At 72.9% G+C, this 25,033-nt stretch carries 24 protein-coding genes; 6 read left to right on the forward strand and 18 right to left on the reverse strand.

The genetic code is table 11. From position 1 onward, the window contains the following. Positions 1-104: 104 nt before the first annotated feature. The 3 genes from ABD973_RS09670 to ABD973_RS09680 are packed head-to-tail and all read right to left on the reverse strand — an operon-like array spanning position 105 to position 2,053. Positions 105-377, reverse strand: a complete 273-nt coding sequence (locus ABD973_RS09670; protein ID WP_125822503.1) for a hypothetical protein — start codon at positions 375-377, stop codon at positions 105-107. 10 nt (positions 378-387) lie between these two features. Next, entirely contained in the window at positions 388-1,101 is a 714-nt protein-coding gene (locus ABD973_RS09675; protein WP_125822502.1) for a TetR/AcrR family transcriptional regulator, read from the reverse strand. Between the two features lie 22 nt (positions 1,102-1,123). Continuing rightward, positions 1,124-2,053 (reverse strand): AurF N-oxygenase family protein, encoded by a 930-nt coding sequence (locus tag ABD973_RS09680; protein ID WP_345499820.1) that lies wholly within the window; start codon positions 2,051-2,053, stop codon positions 1,124-1,126. A 207-nt stretch (positions 2,054-2,260) separates the two neighbouring features. Here ABD973_RS09680 and ABD973_RS09685 point away from each other — a divergent pair, with 207 nt between their 5' ends. After that, positions 2,261-3,367 (forward strand): ferritin-like domain-containing protein, encoded by a 1,107-nt coding sequence (locus ABD973_RS09685; protein ID WP_125822500.1) that lies wholly within the window; start codon positions 2,261-2,263, stop codon positions 3,365-3,367. 67 nt (positions 3,368-3,434) lie between these two features. Here ABD973_RS09685 and ABD973_RS09690 read toward each other — a convergent pair whose 3' ends face one another. Next, positions 3,435-4,901: a penicillin-binding transpeptidase domain-containing protein gene (locus ABD973_RS09690; RefSeq protein ID WP_345499823.1), complete on the reverse strand. Its 1,467-nt coding sequence runs from the start codon at positions 4,899-4,901 to the stop codon at positions 3,435-3,437. Further along, positions 4,898-6,313: an FtsW/RodA/SpoVE family cell cycle protein gene (locus ABD973_RS09695; RefSeq protein ID WP_345499825.1), complete on the reverse strand. Its 1,416-nt coding sequence runs from the start codon at positions 6,311-6,313 to the stop codon at positions 4,898-4,900. Before ABD973_RS09695 ends, ABD973_RS09690 begins: the two co-directional genes overlap by 4 nt. A 138-nt stretch (positions 6,314-6,451) precedes the next feature. On the opposite strand from ABD973_RS09695, the gene ABD973_RS09700 reads away from it, so the two are divergent. Further along, positions 6,452-6,841 (forward strand): DUF6325 family protein, encoded by a 390-nt coding sequence (locus tag ABD973_RS09700; protein ID WP_125822497.1) that lies wholly within the window; start codon positions 6,452-6,454, stop codon positions 6,839-6,841. Next, complete coding sequence (locus tag ABD973_RS09705; RefSeq protein WP_125822496.1) at positions 6,841-7,290, forward strand: SHOCT domain-containing protein; 450 nt, start codon at positions 6,841-6,843, stop codon at positions 7,288-7,290. Before ABD973_RS09700 ends, ABD973_RS09705 begins: the two co-directional genes overlap by 1 nt. A 511-nt stretch (positions 7,291-7,801) precedes the next feature. Here ABD973_RS09705 and ABD973_RS09710 read toward each other — a convergent pair. The 4 genes from ABD973_RS09710 to ABD973_RS09725 all read right to left on the reverse strand — a co-directional run bounded on the left by ABD973_RS09710 (position 7,802) and on the right by ABD973_RS09725 (position 10,720). Then, complete coding sequence (locus tag ABD973_RS09710) at positions 7,802-8,299, reverse strand: GNAT family N-acetyltransferase (protein WP_007266528.1); 498 nt, start codon at positions 8,297-8,299, stop codon at positions 7,802-7,804. A gap of 37 nt (positions 8,300-8,336) precedes the next feature. Then, entirely contained in the window at positions 8,337-9,026 is a 690-nt protein-coding gene (locus ABD973_RS09715; RefSeq protein ID WP_125822494.1) for a hypothetical protein, read from the reverse strand. A gap of 31 nt (positions 9,027-9,057) precedes the next feature. Next, on the reverse strand, positions 9,058-9,264 hold the full coding sequence (locus tag ABD973_RS09720; RefSeq protein WP_007266526.1) for a hypothetical protein: 207 nt from the start codon (positions 9,262-9,264) through the stop codon (positions 9,058-9,060). Between the two features lie 205 nt (positions 9,265-9,469). Beyond that, positions 9,470-10,720, reverse strand: coding sequence for a helix-turn-helix domain-containing protein (locus ABD973_RS09725; RefSeq protein WP_125822493.1), 1,251 nt, complete (start codon positions 10,718-10,720; stop codon positions 9,470-9,472). A gap of 771 nt (positions 10,721-11,491) precedes the next feature. Between ABD973_RS09725 and ABD973_RS09730 the strand changes: the two genes are divergently transcribed. Continuing rightward, positions 11,492-12,739: a C40 family peptidase gene (locus tag ABD973_RS09730; RefSeq protein WP_345499829.1), complete on the forward strand. Its 1,248-nt coding sequence runs from the start codon at positions 11,492-11,494 to the stop codon at positions 12,737-12,739. Here the strand turns inward: ABD973_RS09730 and ABD973_RS09735 are convergent. The 5 genes from ABD973_RS09735 to ABD973_RS09755 are packed head-to-tail and all read right to left on the reverse strand — an operon-like array spanning position 12,667 to position 18,581. Then, a complete protein-coding gene (locus ABD973_RS09735) occupies positions 12,667-13,950 on the reverse strand; it encodes a styrene monooxygenase/indole monooxygenase family protein (RefSeq protein WP_125822491.1) in 1,284 nt (427 codons plus the stop codon). The two genes, ABD973_RS09730 and ABD973_RS09735, sit on opposite strands and share 73 nt — an antisense overlap. Positions 13,951-13,983: 33 nt before the next feature. Then, positions 13,984-14,631, reverse strand: a complete 648-nt coding sequence (locus tag ABD973_RS09740; protein WP_125822490.1) for a GTP-binding protein — start codon at positions 14,629-14,631, stop codon at positions 13,984-13,986. Continuing rightward, complete coding sequence (locus tag ABD973_RS09745; protein ID WP_125604805.1) at positions 14,612-14,995, reverse strand: DUF742 domain-containing protein; 384 nt, start codon at positions 14,993-14,995, stop codon at positions 14,612-14,614. The genes ABD973_RS09740 and ABD973_RS09745 overlap by 20 nt, the downstream gene beginning before the upstream one ends. Continuing rightward, positions 14,992-15,468, reverse strand: a complete 477-nt coding sequence (locus ABD973_RS09750; RefSeq protein ID WP_007266520.1) for a roadblock/LC7 domain-containing protein — start codon at positions 15,466-15,468, stop codon at positions 14,992-14,994. Before ABD973_RS09750 ends, ABD973_RS09745 begins: the two co-directional genes overlap by 4 nt. Next, a complete protein-coding gene (locus ABD973_RS09755; RefSeq protein WP_345499832.1) occupies positions 15,465-18,581 on the reverse strand; it encodes a sensor histidine kinase in 3,117 nt (1,038 codons plus the stop codon). The genes ABD973_RS09750 and ABD973_RS09755 overlap by 4 nt, the downstream gene beginning before the upstream one ends. 378 nt (positions 18,582-18,959) lie before the next feature. On the opposite strand from ABD973_RS09755, the gene ABD973_RS09760 reads away from it, so the two are divergent. Further along, positions 18,960-19,733, forward strand: a complete 774-nt coding sequence (locus ABD973_RS09760; protein ID WP_125822488.1) for a protein phosphatase 2C domain-containing protein — start codon at positions 18,960-18,962, stop codon at positions 19,731-19,733. 47 nt (positions 19,734-19,780) lie between these two features. On the opposite strand, the gene ABD973_RS09765 is transcribed toward ABD973_RS09760, so the two are convergent. Both ABD973_RS09765 and lon read right to left on the reverse strand, forming a co-directional pair. After that, positions 19,781-20,221 (reverse strand): MarR family winged helix-turn-helix transcriptional regulator, encoded by a 441-nt coding sequence (locus ABD973_RS09765; RefSeq protein ID WP_050779716.1) that lies wholly within the window; start codon positions 20,219-20,221, stop codon positions 19,781-19,783. Positions 20,222-20,371: 150 nt separating this feature from the next. Further along, positions 20,372-22,768, reverse strand: coding sequence for an endopeptidase La (lon, locus tag ABD973_RS09770; protein WP_125822487.1), 2,397 nt, complete (start codon positions 22,766-22,768; stop codon positions 20,372-20,374). 125 nt (positions 22,769-22,893) lie between these two features. On the opposite strand from lon, the gene ABD973_RS09775 reads away from it, so the two are divergent. Then, positions 22,894-23,289 (forward strand): RidA family protein, encoded by a 396-nt coding sequence (locus tag ABD973_RS09775; protein WP_345499838.1) that lies wholly within the window; start codon positions 22,894-22,896, stop codon positions 23,287-23,289. Here the strand turns inward: ABD973_RS09775 and ABD973_RS09780 are convergent. Next, positions 23,286-24,032 carry a DUF4097 family beta strand repeat-containing protein gene (locus tag ABD973_RS09780; RefSeq protein WP_125822485.1) on the reverse strand — a complete coding sequence of 249 codons (747 nt, stop codon included), beginning with the start codon at positions 24,030-24,032 and terminating at the stop codon, positions 23,286-23,288. The two genes, ABD973_RS09775 and ABD973_RS09780, sit on opposite strands and share 4 nt — an antisense overlap. A 76-nt stretch (positions 24,033-24,108) precedes the next feature. Further along, a complete protein-coding gene (locus ABD973_RS09785) occupies positions 24,109-24,975 on the reverse strand; it encodes a sulfurtransferase (RefSeq protein WP_345499840.1) in 867 nt (288 codons plus the stop codon). Positions 24,976-25,033: the final 58 nt, after the last annotated feature.

The raw sequence follows: 25,033 nt of genomic DNA on the forward strand, positions 1-25,033 counted from the left end.
TCCGTCGCGCGAGCGGGCTTCCGGGGGCCCGGCCGGCGCCCCGTGCCCCGGTCCCCCGTGCCCCCGTGCCCCCGTGCCCCCGTGCCCCCGCGCCCCGGCCCGGCTCAGCGGCCGCCGCGCGGCTTCGTCCAGGGCCAGCGGAGCTTCGGCTTCTCGCCCGTCGGGGAGTAGGCGTACTTCCACCCCTTCTGGAGCCCCAGCCGCTTCGTGTACCCCGACGGCACGCGCTCGTACAGCAGTACCGTCGGGGGGCCGCCGTCCGCTGCCGGGACCGGGATCTCGTACCACTTCGGCGGGTGGCCCGTCGGGCCCACGAGGATCGGGAGGACGCGGCCGTCCATCGGCCCGCCCTCGAAGGGGGTCGGTTCGCTTCTCACCCCACCAGTGTCACAGCAGGTGGGCGGCCTCGGACACCACCGGGATGACGCGGCGGGCCAGGACCCCGGCCGGACCGTCCGGGCGTTCCAGGGCGAGGGCCGCGCGGGCCGCCGTGGCCGTTTCGGGGTCGGTGGCGGCAGTGGCGGTGAGCAGGGCGATGAACTGGTCCACCAGCCAGTCGCGCAGCGTGGCGGCCTCGGGCTGCTTGCCCTCGTCGATCCAGATGAGCGAGGCGGCCTCCACGGCCGTGATCCAGGTGCGGACCATCATCCGCAGCCGCGCGCCGGGGGCGGAGACGCCGAGGTGGAGGAGGATCTGTTCGGCGGCGGCGCGGCGGATGCCGTCCACCGTGGCCGTGGTGCGGGAGGTCTCCACGACGCTGCCGCCCTGGAGCAGCGCGGCGAAGCCGGCGTCGTGTTCGTCGACGAAGGCCAGGTAGCGGTCCAGGGCACGGGAGAGCCGCTGGGTGAGCGGGCCGGTCTGCGGTTCGGCGAAACACAGTTCGAGGACGTCCGCCGCCGAGCGCAGCGCGGCTTCGTACAACTGCTGCTTGCCGCCCGGGAAGTAGCGGTAGACCAGCGGGCGCGAGACGCCGGCGGCCTCGGCGACGTCGTCGAGGGAGATCTCCTCCGGGGCGCGGTGCGCGAACAACGACAGTGCGGCGTCGAGGAGCTGGGCGCGCCGCTCCTCGACGCTCAGTCTGCGGTACGCCCGTACGGTCATGCCCGCAGCGTAGACGACCCCTCTACGCGAGGAGGCCGGAGCTGCGCCAGAGCCTGCGGCCGACGCCGCGCAGGACGCCGATGTCGTCGAGGAAGTCGGTGAGGCGTTTGGCGCCGCTCTGCATGACCTCGCGGCGGTGGCCGCTGGCCTTGACCTGGGCGACGGCTTCGCGCCGGTCGAGGCCGACGTTGTCGTAGACGGCGGGGTTGACGAAGGCGACGGAGAAGACGCGGGCGGCCTCGCCGCAGCTGATGCGGGTGAGTTCCTGCTCCCAGCGCGGGGCGGTCAGCATCTGGCGGCGCAGTTCCTCGCGGGCGTAGCGGACGTGCCGTGCCTCTTCGACGACGTGGATGCGGGTGACGCCGCGGACGAGGGGCTGGATGCGCTCGTCCGGGAAGGTGAGGCGCTGCATCCAGTCCAGGATCTCCTCGCCGAGGAGGGTGCAGGCGAAGGAGCCGGGGGTGGTGGAGACGGCCTTGAGGACGCGGGCGAGGTTGTGGTTGAGGCGGGTGACCGGGTACTCGGGGGCTCCGCCCTTCTGGATCATGCGGGCGAACATCATGGAGTGCCGGCATTCGTCGGCGATCTCGGTGAGCGCGTAGCGGACGTGGTTGCTGGTCAGCGACTTGTCGTAGATGTGCCGGACCAGGAGCTGCATGAGGATGATCTCGAACCAGATGCCGAGGGAGGCGAGGGAGGCGGCCTCGTGGCGGGAGAGGTCGATGCGCTGCTCCTCGCCCATCTTCTTCCACATCGGGGTGTCGTAGAGGGAGAGCAGCTCGGGCGGCCAGTAGTACTTGCCGTCGATCGGCGGGGCGTCCCAGTCGAGTTCCCGGTCGGGGTCGAAGGAGTGCTTGGCGGAGGATTCGAGGAGTCGTTCGGCGATCTGCTCGCGGTCCTTGAGGAGGCCGAGGGCGTCCCTCAGCGCGGCTCGTTCCGTCACTGTCGTCATGGCTTCGGGCACCTCGCGGTCGGGTTGCCTGTGGGGGTCACCTGTCGGGTTACCTGCGGTCACCTCTTATGAGACTCCCTGTCAGCAAGGCCGTCAATCCCCCACGCACGACTTGTTGACCCCACGTCTACCAACGTGTGACGCTGCCAACTGTCCACTCCCGCACGGCAGTACGCGAGACGCAGTACGCGAGACGAGGAGGCGTCAGTGTCGACGCACGAGCTCTACACCCAGGCCCCGGACGAGACCGTGTGGCCGGTCCCCGCCTCCGGCGCGGCCCGCTTCAGCTGGGAGTACGACGGGGGACGCGACCGCCTCCTCGCGCTCTACCAGAAGGGCAAGGACAAGCAGTGGGACGGCGCCAAGCGCATCGACTGGGACATCGAGGTCGACCCGTACGACCCCCTCGGCACCCCCGACGAGACGCTGACCCTCCACGGCACCCGGCACTGGGCGAAGATGACCGAACGGGACAAGGGCGAGCTGCGCCGCCACTACAGCGCCTGGAACTTCAGCCAGTTCCTGCACGGCGAGCAGGGCGCGATGGTCTGCGCGGCGCGCATCGTGGAGTCCGTGCCCGACCTGGACGCGAAGTTCTACTCCGCAACCCAGACCATGGACGAGGCCCGGCACGCCGAGATCTTCGGGCGCTTCCTGCACGAGAAGGTCGGGATGCTCTACCCGATCAACGACAGCCTCCAGGGGCTCCTCGGCGACACCCTGCGCGACTCCCGCTGGGACATGCCCTACCTCGGCATGCAGGTGCTCATCGAGGGGCTGGCGCTGGCCGCCTTCGGGATGATCCGCGACACGACGGACAAGCCGCTGCCCAAGCAGATCCTCGCGTACGTGATGCAGGACGAGGCCCGCCACGTGGCCTTCGGGCGGATGGCGCTGCGCGACTACTACAAGCAGCTGACGGACGCCGAACTGCGCGAGCGCGAGGAGTTCGTCATCGAGGGCTGCTACCTGATGCGCGACCGGCTGCGCGGGGTGGAGGTCTTGGAGAACTTCGGCATCCCGAAGCGGGAGGCGGTGGAGTACACCGAGCAGTCCGAGTTCCTGCACCTGTTCCGCAAGCTGCTGTTCAGCCGGATCGTGCCGTGCGTCAAGGACATCGGACTGTGGGGGGACCGGCTGCAGAAGGCGTACCTGGAGATGGGCGTCTTCGAGATGGGCGACTCCAACCTCGACCTGCTGATGGCCCAGGACGAGGAGATCGCCGAGTCGCTGGACCGGGAGCGTTTCGCCACCGAGGAGCGGGAACGGGTGGCGGAGGTGCAGGCCGCCATCCAGGAGGGCGCGCAGGCCTGACGGCGGGGCGGGCGGGCCTGACGGCGGGGACGCGCAGGCCTGGCGGTGACAGCGGGCGGGCACCCCGCTAAGGGGTGTGCGTCCGCAGTGCCGCCTCCATCACCGCCCGTGCGATCGGGGCCGCCGCGCCGTTGCCGCTGATGTCCCCGCGCACCGCCGAGGCGTCCTCCACCACCACCGCCACCGCCACCGCCGGCTGCGGCGCGTCCTGCCCCCGGGCCCAGGCGATGAACCAGGCGTACGGGGTGCCCGCGTTGCCGACGCCGTGCTGCGCCGTGCCGGTCTTGCCGCCGACCAGCGCGCCCGGGATCGCCGCGTTGCGCCCGGTGCCGTCCTCCACCACCTTCACCATCAGCTCCTGCACGCGCAGCGCCGTGGCCGGGCTCATCGCCCGGCCGAGGGTGCGCTGGCCGGTACGCCGCACCAGGGAGCCGTCGTCCTGGGTCGTGCGGTCCACCAGGTAGGGGGTGCGGATCTCGCCCCCGTTGGCCACGGCCGCCGCGACCATGGCCATCTGCAGCGGGGTGGCCTTGGTGTTGAACTGCCCGATCGAGGACAGCGCCAGCTGGTCGGGGCTCATGTCGGTGTCGAAGTCCGACCGCGACACCCACGTCGGGATCCGCAGCCCCTCGTCGTTGAACCCGAAGCGCTCCGCCGCCTCCACCATCCCGCGCAGCCCGACCCGTACCCCGATGTCGGCCATCACCGTGTTGCAGGACCACTGCACCGCCTCCGCCATCGAGGCCTCCGCGCAGCCCTCGGCCGCGTTGGGCAGCAGGGTGCTGGTGCCGGGCAGCCGGTACGGGTCCGGGGTCCGGGTCGGGGCGTCGACGTCGGTGACCACGCCCGCGTCGAGGGCTGCGGCCGCCGTCACGATCTTGAAGGTGGAGCCCGGCGGATAGGTCTCGCGCAGCGCCCGGTTGAGCATCGGCCGGGTGGGGTCCGCGTTCAGCCGCTCCCAGGCCGCCTTGACCCGCGTACCGGTGCCGGAGAGCAGCCCCGGGTCGTACGAGGGGCTGCTGACCAGGGCGAGGATCCTGCCCGTGGCCGGCTCGACGGCGGCGACGGCGCCGCGCTTGCCGCCGAGCCCCCGGTACGCGGCCTGCTGCACGGCGGCGCGCAGGGTGGTCACGGCGTTGCCGCCGCCGGGGCGGCCGCGCGAGAGGTCGTACCAGAGCGGGAAGGCGGACAGTCCCGGATCGGTGCCGGAGAGGACGGCGTCCTCGGCGCGCTCGACGAAGCTGGTCCCGTACGTCTGGGAGGAGAAGCCGGTGACGGGCGCGTAGAGCGGGCCGTCGGTGTAGGTCCGCTCGTAGCGCAGCAGCTGGCGGCTGTCGCGGGAGCCGGTGACGGGCCTGCCGTCGACCAGGATGTCGCCGCGCGGTTCGGCGTAGCGGTCGATGGCGGGGCGCTTGTTGGCGGGGTTCGCGCCGTAGGCGGCGGACTCCCACACCTGCACCCGGGCGACGTTGGCCAGCAGGGCGGCGAGCAGCAGGGCGCAGAAGTACGCGCACCAGCGGATGTAGCGGATCACGCGGACCCCTCCCGCGCGGGGGCGGGGGCGGGGCCGTCTCCGGAGCCGTCTCCGGGGCCCGGTCTGGGCCTGCGGGCGCTGTCGCTGAGCCGGACGAGGAGGGCGACGATGATCCAGTTGGTGACCACGGAGGAGCCGCCCTGCGCGAGGAAGGGCATGGCCATGCCCGTGAGCGGGATCAGGCCGGTGACGCCGCCCGCGATGACGAACACCTGGAGGGCGACGATCGAGGCGAGCCCGGTGGCCAGCAGCCGCCCGAAGGGGTCGCGCAGCGCGAGTCCGGCTCGGAAGCCCCGGGACACGAGGAGCCCGTAGAGGAGCAGGATGGCGGTGAGGCCGACGAGGCCGAGCTCCTCTCCGGCGGTGGCGAGGACGAAGTCCGACTTGGCGGCGAAGCCGATGAGGAAGGACTGGCCGTGGCCGAGGCCGGCGCCGAGCAGGCCGCCGGCGGCGAAGGCGAAGAGGGACTGGGCCAGCTGGCCGGGGCCGTCGCCGCGCTCGATGGAGGCGAAAGGATTCATCCAGTCCTGGACGCGGCTGTGGACGTGCGGTTCGAGGGTCCCGACGGCGTAGGCCCCGAGGGCGGCGAGCAGCAGCCCGATGGCGATCCAGCCGATCCGCCCCGTCGCGGTGAACAGCATGATCACGAAGAGGCCGAAGAAGAGGAGGGAGGTGCCGAGGTCCCGTTCGAGCACGAGCACCCCGACGCTGAGCAGCCAGATCGCGAGGATCGGCCCGAGCACCCGGCCGGGCAGGAGGCGCAGCTTCCAGAAGAGCCGGCGTCCGGTGAGGGCGAGGGCGGTGCGGTTCGCGGCGAGGTAGGCGGCGAAGAACAGGGCGAGCAGGATCTTGGCGAACTCCCCCGGCTGGAAGGACAGCCCGGCGAAGCGGATCCAGATGTGGGCGCCGTTGACGGCCGGGAAGAAGACGGGCAGCAGCATGAGGGTGAGGGCGGCGGTGACGGACAGGTACGCGTACCGCTGGAGCGTCCGGTGGTCGCGCAGGAGGACCAGGACGAGCACGAAGAGGACCACCCCGAGCGCCGACCACCGCAACTGGTCCCCCGCCCCGGGCGCCCCCGGGGTGGCCAGGTCGAGGCGCTGGATGAGCACCAGCCCGAGCCCGTTGAGCAGGACGGCGATCGGCAGCAGGAGCGGATCGGCGTACGGGGCCCTGAGTCGCACCGCCAGGTGCGCGATCAGCGCGGCCCCGCCGAGCCCGGCGGCGTAGGGGGCCGCGGGGGCCCGGGTGCTCTTGCCGTCCGCGGCGAGGCCCACGTAGAGGTGACCCAGCACGGAGATCAGGACCGCGCCCGCCAGGAGCGTCAGCTCGATGCCGCGGCGCTTGGCGGCCCGTGCGTCGGGGGGCGGCGGCGGAGCGGGCTCCGTCACCTTCGCCGTCAGAGCGGTCATACGGGGAAACGTAGCAAGGTCGCGGCTGGTATGTCCGCTTATGTCATAGGGTGCCGAAGAGTCGTCAGAAACGGTCGGACGGGAACGGTCCAGCAGGAACGGTCCAGCAGGAACGGTCAGGAGTGAGGAGCCCGGCTCATGGGACCTGTGGAATTCATCGTCCTCGCCTTCCCGGAGGAACAGCTCCGGGTCCCGGCGGTCGAGGCCGTGATGGGGCTGCGCAAGACCGGGGTGGTCCGGCTCATCGACGGCCTCGTCGCGACGAAGACGGCCTCCGGGGAGGTGTTCGCGGCGGAGTTCGACGAGTTCGTGGAGCTACAGGGCATCCTGGCCGGCCGGGACGTGGCCCGGCTGATCGGCCCCGAGGACGTCCGCGAGGCGGCGGAGCTCCTGGACCGGGGCAGCTGCGCGCTGCTGCTGGTGGTCGAACACGTCTGGGCCCAGGACGCGGCCGTAGCGGTACGGGCTGCGGGCGGCCGGATCGTCGGCTCGGTCAGGATCCCGGCGGAGCGGGTGGGGGTGGCGTGATGTTCATCCGGCCGGTGGGCGTGACGGTCAAGGCGGCGAACCGCCCGGCGGGCCGGCCCCTCCTGCGCGGCCTGCTGCGCCGGGCGGCGGGCGCGGCGGAGTGGGCGCAGGCGGAGGACACCGGGGAGGCGGTGGTGGAGGGGTTCGGGGAGGAGTACGAGGACGAGCACGGGGACCGGATGGGGGACGCGGAGTCCCTGGAGGGGGCACCCTGGGCGGAGGCGCCCGGTCCGGCCCCCACCTCCGAGGAGGAACCGCAGCCGGCCCCGGCCCAAGCCCCCTCCGCCCCCGGCCCGGGAGCCCCGGCGGCTCCACCGCTGCCCGGCAGCCTGGTGGCGGAGCTGACGCAGCTGGCGGACCTGACCCGGGAGGGGCTGCTGACCCCGGAGGAGTTCACGCGGGCCAAGGCGCGGTTGCTGGGGGGCGGGGTCACGGGGGCGGCGTCGTAGCGGGGCGGCCTCAGGGAGGGTTGGGGGCTTCCCGTCAGTCCCATCGTCCTTCCGGTTCGGGCCGGTCCCTCAAGGGCGCTCCTTCGTCGCGTCGCTACGCGATGGCCTTCGGCCACCCTTGACCGACCGACCCGAACCGGAAAGCCGAAAGACTGCCGGGAAACCCCCAAAGAAACGGCACGGTCCATGGTGGAGGGACGGGCATCTCAGGGACCAGGCGCGGTGCCGGGGGCGGCCCGCCAGGCATCCGGGCCCTCAGCAGTCTCATTCCGCGCCAGGGGCTCGACTACCTGCACGGGAGGTTGATCAGAGCACCCTGACGTGCACCCAGACGCGACAGATCGCTACGCGCTCCCCACTCCTCAGCGTCCGGCGACCGTCTTGGGCTGATACCTACACCAGAGGGTGATCATGACGGGCGGGAAGCGCATGGGCGCGACAGATCGCTACTCGCTTCTCCCGTCTCGGCGGCTGACGGCCGTATGGGGTTGATGGCCCGATCAGCGAGAGGTCACAGGGACTTCTGGAACCAGGCCACGTCCCAGAAGCGGTCGAACTTCCGGCCGACCTGTTCGAGGAGGCCGACCTGCCGGAAGCCGAAGCGCTCGTGGAGGCGTTGGGACGCCTGGTTGGGCATGGCGATCCCCGCGAGCGCCGTGTGGACGTCCTCCTGCGCCAGGACCTCGAAGAGCGAGGTGTAGAGCAGGCCGCCGATGCCACGGCCGACGTGCTCGGGTGCCAGGTAGACGCTGGTCTCCACGGAGGTGGCGTAGGCCGGCTTGGGGCGGAAGGCACTGCTCGTCGCGTAGCCGAGGAGCTTTCCGCCCTCCTCGGCCACGAGCAGGCGGTGCGGGCCGGATGTGGGGTGGGCCAGCAGCCACGGCCGCCGCTGATCGGGGGTGAAGGGCTCGACGTCGAAGGTGATCGGCGTCTCGATGACGTAGTGGTTGTAGATGCGGGTCAGCTCGTCGAGGTCGTCCTCGACACCGGGCCGGATTTCCATGGTCATCCAGCCGACGGTAGGCGGGGCTCGTTACGCCGCCGTTTCAGTGGCCCTGTGCGGTCTTGCGGGGATCGGTGGCCGTGATCTCCTCGACGAACCGTCGAACCTGGTCCTGGACGGGCTCGTGCGCGGACACCTGCATCGTGTACCCGCGAGAACCGCTGTCGGGACCCGTCAGGAAGTACATCGACACGCACGAGGACTCCCCCCGGCCGCTGACGTTGATGCCCTGCCGCAGCGGCAGACAGTTCCAGCGCTCGTACCAGCCGGAGTCCGTGATCCCTTGGGCGAGCAGGCGGGCGGCCGCGTCCACGGGTTCTTCCCAGCTGTGGTCCGCGACGACGCGGGCGAGCTCGGCGTCGTACTGGACAGCGTCGAACTCGGCCTCGGCTGGAAGGGGAACCCGAATGTCATCGGTGTTCTCCCAGCCACTCCACACCACCCGGTCCCCCTGGCGCCGGATGGTGACGAACACCCCTCCGCAGCAGTCGGTCACGCAGTCGTTGTTCGACAGCTCGACCCGGGCCGGCTCCTCGGCCGCCCACAACGGCCACGTCTCAGGAGGTCCGAACCACATCCCCTGGCGGCAGCTCGCATCGCCGCCGGGGTGGATCTCTTCCAGAACGTCCCACCCGTCGATGAAGGGCCGTATGCCCACCGAGTAGAACACTGCTTGGGGATGCGGACGGTCGGCGCGAAGGGTGAGGACGTTCACCGACGGGAGGTGCTCCATCTCCCCATCATCGCCCAGGGCAGTTTCGCCCTCAGGCGGGTTCCACGTTGGTGACGGCCGTGGTGAATTCGCGACCGGAGGCACCACGGATGTAGGCGAGCTCCATCCAGCGTTCGATACCCGTATCGGACACGTTCTCGTTGATCACCGCCATCAGCACACCCTCGACACCCGAAGCGATGTCGCGGACACGTCGGCGGAGGAGGCGGTGCGGGACGTACTCGTAGCACTCACTCATCGGACGCCTCCTCGAACGTGCCGAGGAAGCGCTCCCACCCGGCCAGCGCCCGGTCGAACAGATCCGTACTGGGCTCGCCGCCGCTGTCCGCTGTCTCGCTGCAAGTACACGTGCACACAGGCCACTCCCTAGGTCGCCAGGTCGATCAGGTACGACGTTAGAGAGGGATTCCGGCAGGAAGGGGCCCGAATCGGGCCCCTTTCTTCTACGCGGCGAGCAGGCCGATGTCCACGGCCAGTCGGCTGGCCCGCTGCCGCCGCTCGGGCAGCCGTGATGCCGATTCCTCCAGCACGATGGCCCGTGCGTAGCCGTTGTAGCGGGTCGTCTCCGGCGCCACCGCATGTGCCTGTTCCAGCGTCGCCAGCGCCACGTCCGGCTGCCCGTCCAGCTGGTATGCCCGAGCCTGCTCGATCCTGTGTCGGGCCCGGCGGGGCAGTGACGGGATGATCACCGTCTCCGAACCGGCCGCCTGCCGAACGGCCTCCCCGCCGGCCCTCAGCTCCACCGCGACGGTGACCCCGTGCGCTCCCATCACCGGTCGCCCGAAGCTCGTCACCCGGTGGAAATAGCCGTCGGGAAGCTCCTCGGCCACACGTTCCGCGCGCTCCCACCACCCCCACGCAGCACCCGTCTCACGGCGCTTCGCAGCAGTCAGCGCAGCTTCCGCCCGCAAAGCGCCAACAATCGCCCGCACCTCCACCTCAGCATCCGACAACCTGGGCTCCAGCAGTCTCAGGGCCTGCTGGACCACGTCGTCCGCCTCGTCGTACTGCCCGGAATCCCGGTGCGCCTGAGCGGACAGCCAAGCAGCGACACCCACCGCGTGCGGGTCCTCGGACTCCTGCGCGGCATTCATTCCGCGATCGGCGACCCTCCACAACAGCGCGGGGTCCGGCTGGTAGGCGACGAAGAACTGGGCGAGGAAGTAGGTCTCCGCCTTGAGCCGCAGGGCGTTCCGCCGCTCGGCGGCAGTCTCGGCCTGCCTGACCCCGAGCTGCGTGTCCCGGATCAGACCTGGCAGCAAGGCGCCGATGACCGCCCGGTGGTTCGGCGCCTTGTGCCTCGCGTCCCATGCGGCATCCAAAGCCGCCCGCAGGAACGCCTGGGAGGGGGCCTGACGGTCTCCACCGGCCGGAAAGGCGGTGAGTGCAGCACGCACTGCCGGCAACTGGTCGTGGCCAGGGCCGAGGAACAGCTCGGTGTTCTGCGCCGTACCGAGATCTCCCACGAGGTCGTTCAGCCGACGGACACGCAGGGCTTGGGCAATGCCGAGAATCTCCGGCAGTCTCGGCATTCTCATGGCCCCGGTCTCTACCTTCTTGACCCACGACGGATGATGGCCGAGCAGCCCGGCCAACTGCTCACGGGTCATGCCTCGACGGGTGCGGTAGATCTGAACACGTTGCCCGAATGCGACAGGGTTGTCGTACGGGTCGGGGGGTGTATCGGATGACACGGCCTTGCCCCTTCTCTGTGCAGCTCGACACCGAACAGCCTATGGCTCAGGGCCATTTGTGAAAGCCCGAAAGCATCGCCCCAGACGGCCGTCGGCCGCCAAGATCTGAGAAGCGCGTAGCGATCCGAGGCGCCCGTCCGCCTCCTCGGCTGCTCTGTTCGCCCTCTGGTGCGGGTAGCAGCCCCAGGCGGTCGCCGGACGCTGAGAAATGAGGAGCGCGTAGCGATCTGTCGCGTCTGGGGGCTTCCTGGGCTGCTCTCTTCGCCTTCTCGTGCGGGTAGTCGCGCCCCGGCTCCGAATCTCGGCTCTTGGGGGCCCGGATGCCCGGCGGGCCGGCCCTCGACCGCTCGCCTCATCGCTGAGTGACCCGTCCCTCCTCCTCTGGACCGTGCCGTTTCTTTGGGGGTTTCCCGGCAGTCTTTCGGCTTTCCGGGGCGGGTCGGTCTGTCAAGGGTCGCCGAAGGCGATCACGAAGTGACGCGACGAAGGAGCGCCCTTGACAGGCCGGCCCGAACCGGAAGGACGATGGGACTGACGGGAAGCCCCCAACCCGCTCTGATCCGGTCCAGGGGGATGCCGCTGACCCGGCCCCCGGCCCGCAGACAAGGGGGCGGGTGGCAGCCTCCCCGCACCGGCCCCTCGAGGGGAGATGGCCGGCCCCCACCGCAGCCCCCCGTCCGCCCCCAACCGGGTGACGCCCCCCGACCCACCCCCCGCCCTCGCCGCCACTCCCCCCTCCCCGTGGCAGCATCGGGCGGCGGAGGTGATTACATGACAAAACGACTGCTGCGGATCGCCTGTCTCGCCGCCGTCTTCGTCGCCGCCGGCCCGCCGGCCGGTGTTCACGCCGAGCCGGGCCCCGGCCACAGCCCCGGGCCCGCCGTCGCCGAAGGCCCCCTCCCCGAAGCCCGGGCCGTCCCCGCCGCCGCCCCCGCCCGCGGTGTCGGCGAGCTGCTCACCCGCCTCCAAGGCCTCTACCAGCAGGCCGAGGAGGCCAGTGAGGCCTACAACGCCGCCGAAGTCGCCCTCAAGGCCCGCCAGGCGGAGGAGGAGCGGCTGGCCACCAAGCTCGGGCGGGCCCGTTCCGCGCTCGACTCCGAGCGGGCCACCGCCGGGCGGCTCGCCCGGGAGCAGTACCAGGGGACCCGCGGCGGCAGCCTCTCCCCCTACCTGCGGTTGCTGCTCTCCGGCGACCCGCAGCAGGCCGTCGACCAGCGTCGGCTCGCCGCCCGTGAGGGTGCCCGGCGGGCCGGGGTCGTGGCGCGGCTGGAGCGGGACCGGAAGCAGGCGGGGGCGCTCGCGGGGGCGGCCCGCAAGGCGCGGGACGAGCAGGAGGCCCTCGCCGCGCGGCAGAAGCAGGCCCAGACGGAGGTGACGGGCCGGCTCAAGGAGGTCGAGCGGCTGCTGGCGGCGCTCACCCCCGAGGAGCTCGCCGGGCTCGGGGCGCACGAGGCGGCCGTGACCGCCGGGGCGCAGCGGAGCCTGGTGGACTCGGGCCGGCTGCCCGCCCGTACGACCACGCCGACGGCGGCGGGCGGGGCCGCGCTGCGGTACGCGGCGGCGCAGATCGGCAAGCCGTACGTGTGGGGGGCCGAGGGGCCGGGTTCGTTCGACTGCTCGGGGCTGACCTCGCGGGCCTGGGAGCACGCCGGGCGGTCCATCCCCCGCACCAGCCAGGAGCAGTGGGAGCGGCTGACCCGGGTGCCGCTGGACCGGCTGCGGCCGGGGGACCTGGTGGTCTACTTCCCGAAGGCTACGCACGTGGCCCTGTACGTCGGGGACGGCAAGGTGATCCAGGCTCCCCGTCCGGGGGCGACGGTGAAGGTGTCGCCGATCGCGGCGAACCCGCTGCTCGGGGCGGTCCGGCCGGATCCGGAGGGGACGCCGCTGGCGGAGTTCACCCCGCCGCCGCTGCCCGGGGCCGCGGCGGCGGGGGACGACGCGGGCTACGCGTCGGAGGAGGCGCCCGACGAGGAGCCGGACGACGCGGCGACCGACGCCGCGGCCTCCGCCAGGTAGTCGGCCGTGTCCTCGGGGTCGTAGAAGTACGAGTCGAAGTCGGCCGGGTTGTCGAAGCCGTTGGCGAAGCGATTCGCCACCGGCTGGAGCTGCCCGGCCGCGCCGATCAGGTTCAGCACGTGCTCCGGCGGGACGCCCAGCATGGCGTTGGTCCACTGGGTCACCGGCTTGCCGGTGGTGAACCAGTACTTGTCGAAGGTGGCCTTCATCCACGCCTCGTCGAACGGCTTGTCGCCGTGCATGAGGATCGAGGACAGGTACGAGGCCGCGCACTTGGCCGCCGAGTTCGAGCCCTGTCCCGTGATGGGGTCGTTGGCCACGACCACGTCCGCGACGCCCAGGACGAGGCCGCCGCCGGGGAGGCGCCCGACGGGGTTGCGGACGACCGGCGCGTAGCGGCCGGAGAGGGTGCCGCCCGCGTCCGTCAGTTCGACCTTCGTCGCCCGCGCGTACTCCCACGGGGTGTACTTCTCCATGAGCTCCAGCGTCAGCGCCAGGTGCTCGGAGGGGTCGTTGATGCCCGTGAAGACGTCCAGCGGGCCGCCCGGCAGGCCCTCCCAGAAGAGGATGTCGGCGCGCCCCGAGGTGGTCAGGGTCGGCATGACGAACAGCTCGCCGACGCCGGGGACCAGGTTGCAGCGCACGGCCTCGGTGTCCGGGTGCTCGCGGCGCGGCCCGAGGCCGTGGACGTAGGAGACGGCCAGCGCGCGCTGGGGGGTGTCGTACGGGGAGCGTGCCGCGTCCCGCCCGAACATCGACACGAGCTCGCCCTTGCCGGCGGCGACGAGCACGAGGTCGTACGTGCGGGAGAAGAAGTCCAGGTCGGCGACGGACGCGCCGTGCACGACGAGCTGTCCGCCGCGCTGGGTGAAGGTGTCGAGCCAGCCGGCCATCTTCACGCGCTGGTCCACGGACTGCGCGTAGCCCTTGAGGCGGCCGAGCCAGTCGATGGGGCGGGAGCCGTCGGGGGCGGCGACGGAGACGCCCAGGCCCTGGATCTTCGGGGCCTGCTTCTCCCAGAAGTTCAGCTGGAGGTCCCGCTCGTGCTGGAGCGCCGTGTCGAACATGCACTGGGTGGACATGACCCGTCCGGTGCGGATCTCGTCCGCGGTCCGGTTGGACATGAGGGTGATCTCGTAGCCCTTGGCCTGGAGGCCGAGGGCGAGCTGGAGGCCGGACTGGCCGGCCCCGACGACGAGTATCTTGCGCATCACGTTCTCGATTCGGGGGGAGGGGGAACGGACCTACTCGGGGGTGGCGTCCAGTGCGTGGCCCACCAGGGTGAGCAGGGACTCCACGACCGTGGTCCGGCGCCGCGCGTCCATGATCACGACGGGGACGCTCGGCGGGATGGTCAGTGCCTCCCGCACGTCCTCCACGTCGTAGGAGCGCGAGCCCTCGAAGTGGTTCACGGCGACCGCGTACGGCAGCCCGCAGGTCTCGAAGTAGTCGAGGGCGGGGAAGCAGTCGCGCAGCCGGCGCGTGTCGGCGAGCACCAGGCCGCCGATGGCCCCGCGGACGAGGTCGTCCCACATGAACCAGAACCGCTCCTGGCCGGGGGTCCCGTACACGTAGAGCACGAGGTCGTCGTCGAGGGTGATGCGCCCGAAGTCCATGGCGACGGTGGTCGTGCTCTTGTCCGGGGTCCCGCTCAGGTCGTCGGTGGGGACGCTGGCCTGGGTCATCACCGCTTCGGTGCGCAGCGGGGTGATCTCGGAGACGGAGGACACGAAGGTGGTCTTGCCGACGCCGAAGCCGCCGGCGACGAGCACCTTGACGGCGACGGGGGCGCGCGAGCGGTCGTACTGCCAGGGCTGGACGGGCTCGTCGTCGACGAGGCCCGTCACGCCGGCGGGGGCGACGGCGGCGGTTTCAGAGACGGCGGAGGCCACTGAGCACCCTTTCCAGCAGCGCGCGGTCGGGCCGGCCGGTGCCGTGGCCCGTGCCGTAGACGCGTATCCGGCCCTGGTCGGCGAGGTCGCTGACGAGGACCCGGACCACGCCGAGCGGCAGCTTCAGCAGTGCGGATATCTCGGCGATGGTGCGCATCCGGCGGCACACCTCGACGATGGCGCGCATCTCGGGCATGCGGTCGGGCGTCTTGGCCGGGCTGCCGTCGAGCGTGGCGACGAAGGTCTCCACCAGCAGCACCTGCGGGAAGCGGGTGCGGCCGCCCGTGAGGGAGTACGGGCGGACGCGGGCGGGGCGGCGGTCGGCGCCGCGTATCGGCAGCCGGTCGGAGGCCGTACTCCTCACGGGTTTTTCTCCATCGACTGGCGCAGCTCGCTGCGGACTTCGGGGGTCAGGACGTGGCCGGCGCGGCCGACGAAGAGGGCCATGTGGTAGGCGACGACGCTCATGTCGCAGTCGGGCGTGGCGTGCACGCCGAGCAGGGAGCCGTCGCTGATGGACATGACGAAGACGGAGCCGTTCTCCATGGCGACCATCGTCTGCTTGACCGTGCCGAACTCCATGAGGGCGGCCGCACCGGTGGTGAGGCTGCCGAGTCCGGACACGATGGTGGCGAGGTCGGCCGAGGCGCCGCGGGGGCCCTTGGGGCGGTCGCCCCGGGCGGATTCCGCGGCGGGCTCGGAGGAGAGCAGCAGCAGCCCGTCCGAGGACACGACGGCCACGGAGTTGACCCCGGGCACCTCCTCGACCAGGTCGGTCAGCAGCCACTGCAGGTTGCGGGCCTGGGTGCTCAGTCCGTACGTACTGGGCGCGGTCATGTGCGTGCCTCCTGTGCGGTGTCCCCCTGGTCGGTGTGCCCCTGCCCCCGGTCCTGCGCGAGTTCTTCCGCTGCGACCCGGCGCCCGTCCTGGGCGCCCTGGTAGAACCCGCCGAGCCGACGGCGCAGTTCCTCGGCGTCGACGCGGCGCGGCTCGGGGCGGGCCGCGGCGGGGTTTCCGATGCCGGGGGCCGCCACGGAGCGCGGGGTCCGCTTGGGCAGGCCCTTGGCGGTGACGGGCTGGGGGGCGGGCTCGGCCATGGGCTCGGGGTGGCTGCCCTGGCGGGGGACGAAGCCGTCCTCCGCGTCGGCGGCCCGCCGGTGGCTGGACTGTTCGGCGTCGTGCGCCGGTTCGGGGTGTCCTTCTTCCTGTACGGGTGCACCGGGCGCGGTGCCGGCTTCCTCGGCGGCGTCCGCCGGGGCGGGGTCGGCCACCGTGAAGGCGTCCGCGTCCGCTTCGGCCACGACCCGCGCGAGGAGCTCCTGCTCGGGAGCGGCCCCGCCCGGGGCTCCGGCGGCGGGGGCCGTCTCGGGGGCGGCGGTGAAGACCTGGTCGGCGGGGGGCGGCGGGGCGTCCTCGAAGGCCTCGGCGAGGGTGACGACCTTGGCGGGCTCCGCCTCGGGCGTCACCGGGCCGGCTTCGTCCCGCGCGGCCTCGGGGGCGGCGGCGGTGTCGTCGGTGCGGGCGAAGGCCCCGGCTCCGAAGGCCTCGGCGACCAGGGACCCGGCGTCGAAGGTGTCGGACTCGTAGACCTCGGCATCGGCGTCGGCGTCCTGCTCGACGGCGTCCGCGTCGGCGGAGGCGTCCGCATCGGCGTCGGCGGGGGCGTCCACGGCGGCGGCCTCGCCCGCGCCCGCGTCCTCGCCGGCATCCACGCCCGCGTCCGCGTCCGCGTCCGCGTCGAAGGCCTCGGCGAGCGTGACCACCTTGGCGGGCTCCGCGTCGGCGGCCGCCGGCTGCGCGTACGTGGCGGTCTGCTCCTCCGCGGGCGGGCGCAGCCGGGGCGGCAGGGTGTTCTCGTTGGCCTCGGCGATCACGCCGGGCAGCTGGAACCCGGGGCCGCCGGGCGTGGCCAGGGTGTGCACCGGGGAGCTGGGCGGGGCGTCCGGCAGGAGCGCCTCGGGGACGACGACCAGGGCCTCCAGGCCGCCGTGCCGGCCGGCGCGGAGCTCGGCGGTGACGCCGTGGCGCGCGGCGAGGCGGCCGGCGACGTACAGGCCGAGGCCCAGGCCGTGTTCGGCCTCGGGTTCCTCGTCGTAGGCGTCGGGGGTGGCCAGGCGGGTGTTGAGGGAGGCCAGGCGGTCCTCGGTGACGCCGATGCCCTCGTCCACGACGGACAGGACCACGTCGCCGGCGTCGTTGAGCCAGCCGGACACCTTCACCTTGGCTTCGGGCGGGGAGAAGGTGGTGGCGTTCTCGAGGAGTTCCGCGAGGACGTGGGAGATGTCGTCGGCGGCGTGCCCGGCGACCTGGGTGTAGGAGGGCATGGCCGCGAGTTCGACGCGCTCGTAGCGCTCGATCTCGCTGACGGCGGCCCGCATGACGTCGACCAGGGGCACGGGCAGGCTCTGGCCGTGGCCGTGCTCCTGTCCGGCGAGGACGAGGAGGTTCTCGTTGTGGCGGCGCATGACGGTCGCCAGGTGGTCCAGCTTGAAGAGGGTGGCGAGCCGGTCCGGGTCGCCCTCCTTGGACTCCAGCTCCTCGATGACGGCGAGCTGGCGCTCGACGAGGCCGAGGGTGCGCAGGGAGAGCGAGACGGAGGTCGTCGACATGATGCGGCGGTGCTCTTCGAGTCCCGCGCGCAGCTTGGCGAGCTCCTCCTCCAGGACCTCGCGGCCGCCGGTGAGGGCTTCGTTGCGGCCGATGAGGCGGCGGCGGTCCACGTCGAGCCCGGCGACCTTGGTGTGCAGGGCGACGGTCTGGTCGCGGACCGCGTTGAGGTGGCGTACGACCTCGGCGAACTCGTCGTTGCGGCCGGTGAAGCGGACGGGCTCCTGGGAGCCTTCGGGGGTCGCGAGCCGTTCCGCGCCGCGCCGCAGCACCGACAGGGGTCTGGTGAGGGAGCGGGCGACGGCGGTGGAGAAGCCGATGACGAAGAGGAAGAGGACGCCGAGTCCGGCGGCCATCAGCTCCAGCCGGGTGACGTCGTCGTCGCGCAGCTTGGTGAAGGCGGTGGCGCGGTCCCCGGCCAGGGTGGACTCCACCGAGCGCATCCGGTCGATGCGGGCGGTGAGGGTGGTGGCGAGGGCGGCGGCGTCGGTGGCCTTGCGTTCGGCCGGGGTCAGGGTGGACCGCTCGGTGAGGCGCTTGAGCTGGTCGTCGGCGGCCTTGACCTCGGGGCCGGTGACGGTGGCGGCGAGGGTCTGGCGTACGGCGGGCCGGGCGGCGCGCGCGAAGTCGTCGAGGGCGGCCTGTTCGCGGACGCGGGAGCGCTGGGCGGCGCCGGTGAGCTCGTCGGCGACGGCGGAGTTCGGGGTCTGCTCGGCGCGCGGGACGGCCAGGGCGGCGAGCAGCAGGCCGCGGGTGGCGGACGCCTGGTCCACGGCCTGGCCCAGGGGGGCCATGGGCCGGGTGACGGCGAGGGCGTCCTCGGCGCGCGGCGGGGTGAGTTCGGCGAGGCGGTCGCCGGGTGCGAGGAGTTCGGTGAGGAGTCCGGCGTAGGCCTGGTGGGCGGCGAGGGCGGTGCCCTTGCCGTCGACGGCTTCGGCGCGGACGGCCTTGACCTTGCCGAGGGCGCGGGCGAGTTCCGCGTCGGCCTCGGGGCGGAGTTCGGCGATCTGCCGGTCGGTGCGCGCGGTGCGCTCGTCGACGGGTGCCTTGGCGTTGCCGGGCCGGCCCTTGGCGGCGTACTCGACGACCGCGTCGCGCTCGTCGCCGAGGAGGTGGGCGAGGGTGAGGGCGTGCTGCGTCTGTTCCGCGAGGGTGACCAGGCGCTGGGAGTCGTTCAGTTCCCTCGTGGCGGAAACGACGGCGGGGGTGCCTGCCGCGAGGACGGTGAGTCCGGCGACTGCTACTCCGACCACCAGCCTGCTGCGGACGCGTACGCGTCGTCCTGCGTTGGCGGGTCCGTCGGCGCTGGCGGTGCCGTTCTTCCGAGACCGCTTCTTAGACACCGGTGCTCGCAATCCTGTACGTGTGCTCGTGCTCGTCTACTCGTGTGGCCGAGGTAACGGCCGGTCAACAAGTAAACGCCCCCTGCCCCCTCGTACCGCCTCAGACCTTCGCAGTGTGTTGGGAGGAGAGCCGCACATCGCCCACCCGGCCACTCGAAGGAGTGAACATCACGGAGGAGTGGCCGACCAACTCGGACACTGCGTGTCAGTGGCCCGGCATGGACGGGCGGTTGAAAGAACGCGGCGGGCTTTGGCAGTATGCCCGCCCACATTTCACGGTGGGGGGCGGGCGGGGCTTCCGGGCGGCCGGGCCGACCCTTTCCGGCATTGGTATGGACCTTCCGGCCCTCCGGAGGCCCCTGCGGGCAGAATGTCCGCATGCGCATCGACCTGGCCTCCGAACCCGGCAACCCGGAACACCCCAACCAGGACTGGGTGTCGGCGTCGGCACCTGCGTCGGGAGGCGGCGTGGTGGTCGTCCTGGACGGGGTGACCCCGCCGCGCGGGGACGACGGGTGCGTGCACGGAGTGCCCTGGTTCTCCACCCGGCTCGGCGGCCGATTGACCGAACTGTCCGGATCGCGGCGGGACATGCCCCTGGAGGGGGTCCTGGCCCGGGCGATCACCGACACCGCCGACGCCCACCGGGACACCTGTGACCTTTCTCACGTCCGGACCCCGCAGGCGACGGTGGTCCTGGTCCGCTGGGACGAGTCGTACGTGGAGCACCTCGTGCTCTCCGATTCCGTGCTCCTGCTCCGCGGACCCGGCGGTGCGGTCACGCCGGTGCTGGACGACCGGCTGGACCGGGTGCCGGACGGGGTGCGCGGCTCGGTGGCGGCGACCGACGCGCTGCGCAATGCCGAGGGGGGCTTCTTCACGGCGGCCGCGGACCCGGCGGTGGCGGCCCGGGCCGTCACCGGGCGCACCCCGCGCGCGGAGGTGCTGGCGGTGGCCGCGCTCACGGACGGGGCGAGCCGCTGGACGGACACGTTCGGGGAGGGCGACTGGGCGGCCTGCCTGGACGTGCTGCGCAAGGAGGGGGCGCGGGGGCTGATCGGGCGGGTCCGGACCGTGGAGTCGGACCCACTGCGCCCGCCGGCCCGGCACAAGCGGCACGACGACGCCTCCGCGGTCTACGCGGAGCTCTGATCCCCGCGGCCGCCGGGCCGCTCGCCGGTCCTCTGCTCCCCTGTTCCCTACTCCTCGCCGGAGTTCAGCTGGTTGAGCAGCCGGGCCAGCTCCGCGACCTCGCCGCGGTCCCAGTCGGCCAGCTTGCGCATGTACTGCTCGCGCCGGGCCCCCCGGACGCGCAGGAAGCGTTCCCGGCCCTCTTCGGTGAGGCCGACGAGGAAGGCGCGGCCGTCGGCGGGGTCCGGCTCGCGGGCCACGAGGCCGAGCACCTCCAGGGCGCGCAGCTGCCGGCTCATGGTGGCCTTGCCGACGCCGAAGTAGGCGGCCAGCTCGGTGGCCCGCTGGCGGCCGGCGGCCTCCAGGCGGACCAGCAGCCCGTACGCGGCCGGTTCCAGCTCGGGGTGCAGGGCGCGGGCCATCTCGCCGGAGGAGGCCCGGGCGCGCCGCAGGAAGACGGACAGCTCCCGCTCCAGGGCGAGGAACTCCTGGTCTTCGCTGCCGTGCACGTGCCGCTCCCCTCGGTGGCGGGGCGCGCCGTGGCACCCCTGTTCGGCACCAGTATTTCGCAGCGGGTGCGCCGGGGGCCCGGGGCCCCGCCGATGGGGGTTCCCGGGCCCTGCGGGCCGTGCGCGGCTTCCGGTCGGGCGGCCTTGGGGTCAGGCGGCCTTGGTGAAGGAGACCACCGCCGGGGCGAGGGCCAGCTCCAGCACCTGGCGCACGTCCGTCACGGGGTGCACCTCCAGTCCCTCCAGCACCTCGCTCGGGACGTCGTCCAGGTCGGCCTCGTTCCGCTTGGGGATGATCACGGTGGTGAGCCCGGCCCGGTGCGCGGCCAGCAGCTTCTGCTTGACCCCGCCGATCGGGAGCACCCGTCCGGTCAGCGAGACCTCGCCGGTCATGGCCACGTCCGTGCGGACCTGGCGGCCGGAGAGCAGGGACGCCAGCGCGGTGGTCATGGTGATGCCCGCGCTCGGGCCGTCCTTGGGGACGGCGCCCGCCGGGAAGTGGATGTGCACGCCCCGGTCCTTCAGGTCGGCGACCGGCAGCTCCAGCTCCGCGCCGTGCGAGCGCAGGAAGCTGAGGGCGATCTGTGCCGACTCCTTCATGACGTCGCCCAGCTGGCCCGTGAGGGTGAGCCCGGCGGCGCCGGTCTCCGGGTCGGCGAGGGAGGCCTCGACGAACAGGACGTCCCCGCCCGCGCCGGTGACGGCGAGGCCGGTGGCCACGCCCGGGACGGCCGTCCGCCGCTCCGCCGGGTCCTGGGCGGACTCGGGCACGTGGTGCGGGCGGCCGATCAGGCCGCGCAGCTCGCCCGCGCCGATGGCGAAGGGGAACTCCCGCTCGCCCAGTTCGTGCTGGGAGGCCACCTTGCGCAGGAGCCGGGCGATGGAGCGCTCCAGGGTGCGCACGCCGGCCTCGCGGGTGTACTCGCCGGCCAGCTTGCGCAGCGCGTCCTCCCCGAGGGCCACCTCCTCCGCGGTGAGTCCGGCGCGCTCCAGCTGGCGGGGCAGCAGGTGGTCGCGGGCGATGACGACCTTCTCGTCCTCGGTGTAGCCGTCGAGGCGCACCAGCTCCATGCGGTCGGCGAGGGCTTCGGGGATGGCCTCCAGGACGTTGGCCGTCGCAAGGAAGACGACGTCGCTGAGGTCCAGCTCCACCTCCAGGTAGTGGTCCCGGAAGGTGTGGTTCTGTGCGGGGTCCAGGACCTCCAGGAGGGCGGCCGCCGGGTCGCCGCGGAAGTCCGATCCGACCTTGTCGATCTCGTCGAGGAGCACGACCGGGTTCATCGACCCGGCCTCCTTGATCGCCCGCACGATGCGGCCGGGCAGGGCGCCGACGTAGGTGCGGCGGTGGCCGCGGACCTCGGCCTCGTCCCGTACGCCGCCGAGGGCGACGCGGACGAACTTGCGCCCCATGGCGTGGGCGACGCTCTCGCCCAGCGAGGTCTTGCCGACGCCGGGGGGCCCGACGAGCGCGAGGACCGCTCCGCCGCGCCGTCCGCCGACGACGCCCATGCCGCGTTCGCCGCGCCGCTTGCGCACGGCGAGGTACTCGGTGATGCGGTCCTTCACGTCGTTCAGCCCGGCGTGCTCGGCGTCGAGCACGGCGCGGGCGCCCTGGATGTCGTACGCGTCCTCGGTGCGCTCGTTCCAGGGCAGTTCCAGGACGGTGTCCAGCCAGGTGCGGATCCAGGAGCCCTCGGGGCTCTGGTCGCTGGACCGCTCCAGCTTGTCGACCTCCTTGAGGGCGGCCTCGCGCACCTTCTCGGGCAGGTCGGCGGCCTCGACGCGGGCGCGGTAGTCGTCGGACTCCTCGCCCTCCTTCTCCCCGCCCAGCTCGCGCAGCTCCTTGCGGACGGCCTCCAGCTGACGGCGGAGCAGGAACTCGCGCTGCTGCTTGTCCACGCCGTCCTGGACGTCCTTGGCGATGGACTCGGCCACGTCCTGTTCGGCGAGGTGGTCGGAGAGCGCCTTGACGGCGAGGCGCAGGCGGGCGACCGGATCGATGGTCTCCAGCAGCTCGACCTTCTGGGCCACGCTCAGGAACGGCGAGTACCCGGAGTTGTCGGCGAGCGCCGACACCCCCTCGATCTGCTGCACCCGGTCCACGACCTGCCAGGCACCGCGCTTCTTCAGCCAGCTGGTGGCGAGGGCCTTGTACTCCTTGACGAGCTCGGCGACCGCCCCGGGCAGGGGGTCGGGCACCTTCTCGTCGACGGTCTCCCCCTCGACCCAGAGCGCCGCCCCGGGCCCGGTGGTCCCGGCGCCGATCCGGACGCGGCCGCGCCCGCGGATCAGCGCCCCGGGATCCCCGTCGGAGAGCCGGCCGACCTGTTCGACGGTCCCCAGCACACCGATGCCGGCGTACTTCCCGTCGACCCGCGGCACGAGCAGCACCCGGGGCTTCCCGCTGCCCGCCGCCGCCTGCGCGGCCTCCACGGCTGCGCGCACCTCGGCGTCGGACAGGTCCAGGGGAACGACCATCCCGGGCAGCACGACCTCGTCGTCGAGCGGCAGTACGGGCAGGGTGAGCGTTACGGACGTCGAAGCCATGATCTTCCCTCCGGCAGTGAAGTTGAGCTATGCCGACTCAATGCTTCTGCGCCGGGCAATGTTCCCCAACACCCGTTCGCCCGGGGCGAACACATTCGGCGGGCCCGTCGTAGCACCATGACGGCATGGCAGACACACGACGGACCGTCAGCTCCGGCTCCCCGCTGGAACCCCGGATCGGCTTCTCGCGCGCGGTGCGCACGGGGCCGTACGTGGCCATCGCCGGCACGGCCCCGATCGGGGACGACGGCTCCACGGTCGGCCCGGGCGACGTCCACGCCCAGACGGTCCGCTGCCTCGACATCGCGCAGCGCGCCCTGGAGGAGGCCGGCGCCTCGCTCGCCGACGTCGTGCGGACCCGGATCATGCTCACCGACATCACCGCCTGGGAGGCGGCCGCGCGGGCCCACGGCGAGCGCTTCGCCGCGGTCCGCCCGGCGACGACGTTCGTCGAGGTGGCCCGCTTCATCGACCCGGCCTGGCTGGTCGAGGTGGAGGTCGACGCGGTGGCGGTCGCCTAGAGGGCGCGGAGGCGGACGTCGCCCGAGGTGGTGCGCACCGCGATCCGGGACGGGGCTGCCGGGGTGTCGCCGAGGGCGTTCTCCCGGTCGCCCGAGGCGGTGTCCACGGACACCCGGTACGGGGCCCGCGGCGCCCGCAGGGTCACGTCGCCCGAGCTGCTGGTGACGGAGACCGAGGCCGGTGCCTTCGCGAAGCCGGCGTCCACGTCCCCGGAGGCGGCCCGGAACTCGGCGTCGGCCCCCTCCAGACCGGTGGCCGTGATCCGCCCCGAAGCGGTACGCACCTTCAGCGGGCCGGTGATCCCCTCGGCCCGGACGTCGCCGGACGCCGCGGTCAGCTCGGCCCGGGCGACGCCCCGCACCGTGATGTCCCCGCTGCTGCTCTCGACCTTCACCCGGACCGCGGCCGGGACCTCCAGGCGGTAGTCGATCCAGCAGTCGTCCCCGCAGCCGTCGCTGAAGGTCAGCACCCCGCCCGACACCCGCTGTCCGGGCCGGGGCTCCGCGCTCCCCCGGTAGTGGACCACCCGGCGGACGGTGACCCCGGGGCCGGAGCCGGGGGCCACCTCGACGTCGCCGCTGCGGACGCCGGTCAGCTCCACCGCCGTGACCGCCTCGGGGACGGTGGCGTCGGCATCGAGGGTCCTGGCCGGGCCGGCGCCCGTCAGCGCGCAGCCGCCGAGGAGGAGGGCGGCCCCGGCGGCGGTGGCGGCGAGGCGGAGCGAGGTGGTGTGAGGTGCCATGGGGCGAGTCTGTCCAACGGCACGCGGAACCGCGCTGGTGCGGGCATCCCGGACCGGGGTGGTGCTGGCCCCACCCTCAGGGCCCCGTCACCACCGGCCGCCGCTGCGAGGGCAGGCCCCACTCGCTCCACGACCCGTCGTACACCGCGGTCCGCCCGTACCCCGCCAGGGTCGCCCCCAGCGCGAGCACGCAGGCCGTGACGCCGGAACCGCAGCTGAAGAGGAGCCGCTCCCTGTCCCCGGCCAACGCCCCGAACGCCGCGCGCAGTTCCCCGGCGGGCCGCATCAGGCCGTCCGGCCCCTGGAGTTCGCCGAACGGCAGGTTCACCGCGCCCGGCATGTGCCCGCCCCGCAACCCCGGCCGCGGCTCGGGGGCGGTCCCGGCGAACCGCTCCCGGCTCCGGGCGTCGAACACGGCTGCGGCGGGGTCGCTGAGCGCGTCGGCGACGGTGCCGGCGTCCACCAGCAGCCCGGACCTGGGCCGGGCGGTGAAGGAGCCGCGCGGCCCCTCGTACGCCGCCGCCCCGGCCTCGACGTCCAGCCCGGCGGCCACCCACGCGGGCAGGCCCCCGTCCAGCACGGCCACCCGGTCGAAGCCCATGGCGCGCAGCATCCACCAGGCGCGGGCGCTGGAGTAGATCCCGGCACCGTCGTACACGACCACGGTGTCGGTGTCGTGCACCCCGAGCCCGCAGAGGGCCTCGGCGAAGTCCGCCGGGGAGGGCATGGTGTGCGGGACCGCGGCCGCGTGGTCGCTGAGGGCGCCGTCGAGGTCGAAGGGCCGCGCTCCGGGAATCCGCACGGGAGCCCCCCGGTGCGCCCCGACGGAGGCGTCGAACACCACGACCCGGCCGAGCCGCTCCGCGAGCCAGCCGCTGCCGACGAGGGGGCCGGGCAACCCGGGTGCGGGCATCTCGGGTACGGGCATCTCGGGTACGGGCATGCGGAAACCTCCGGGCGCGGCGTCGAACACGGTCCGCACCCATCCTGGGCCATCCCCG

Origin of the sequence: Streptomyces racemochromogenes, assembly GCF_039535215.1 — a bacterium.
Classification (GTDB): Bacteria; Actinomycetota; Actinomycetes; order Streptomycetales; family Streptomycetaceae; genus Streptomyces; species Streptomyces racemochromogenes.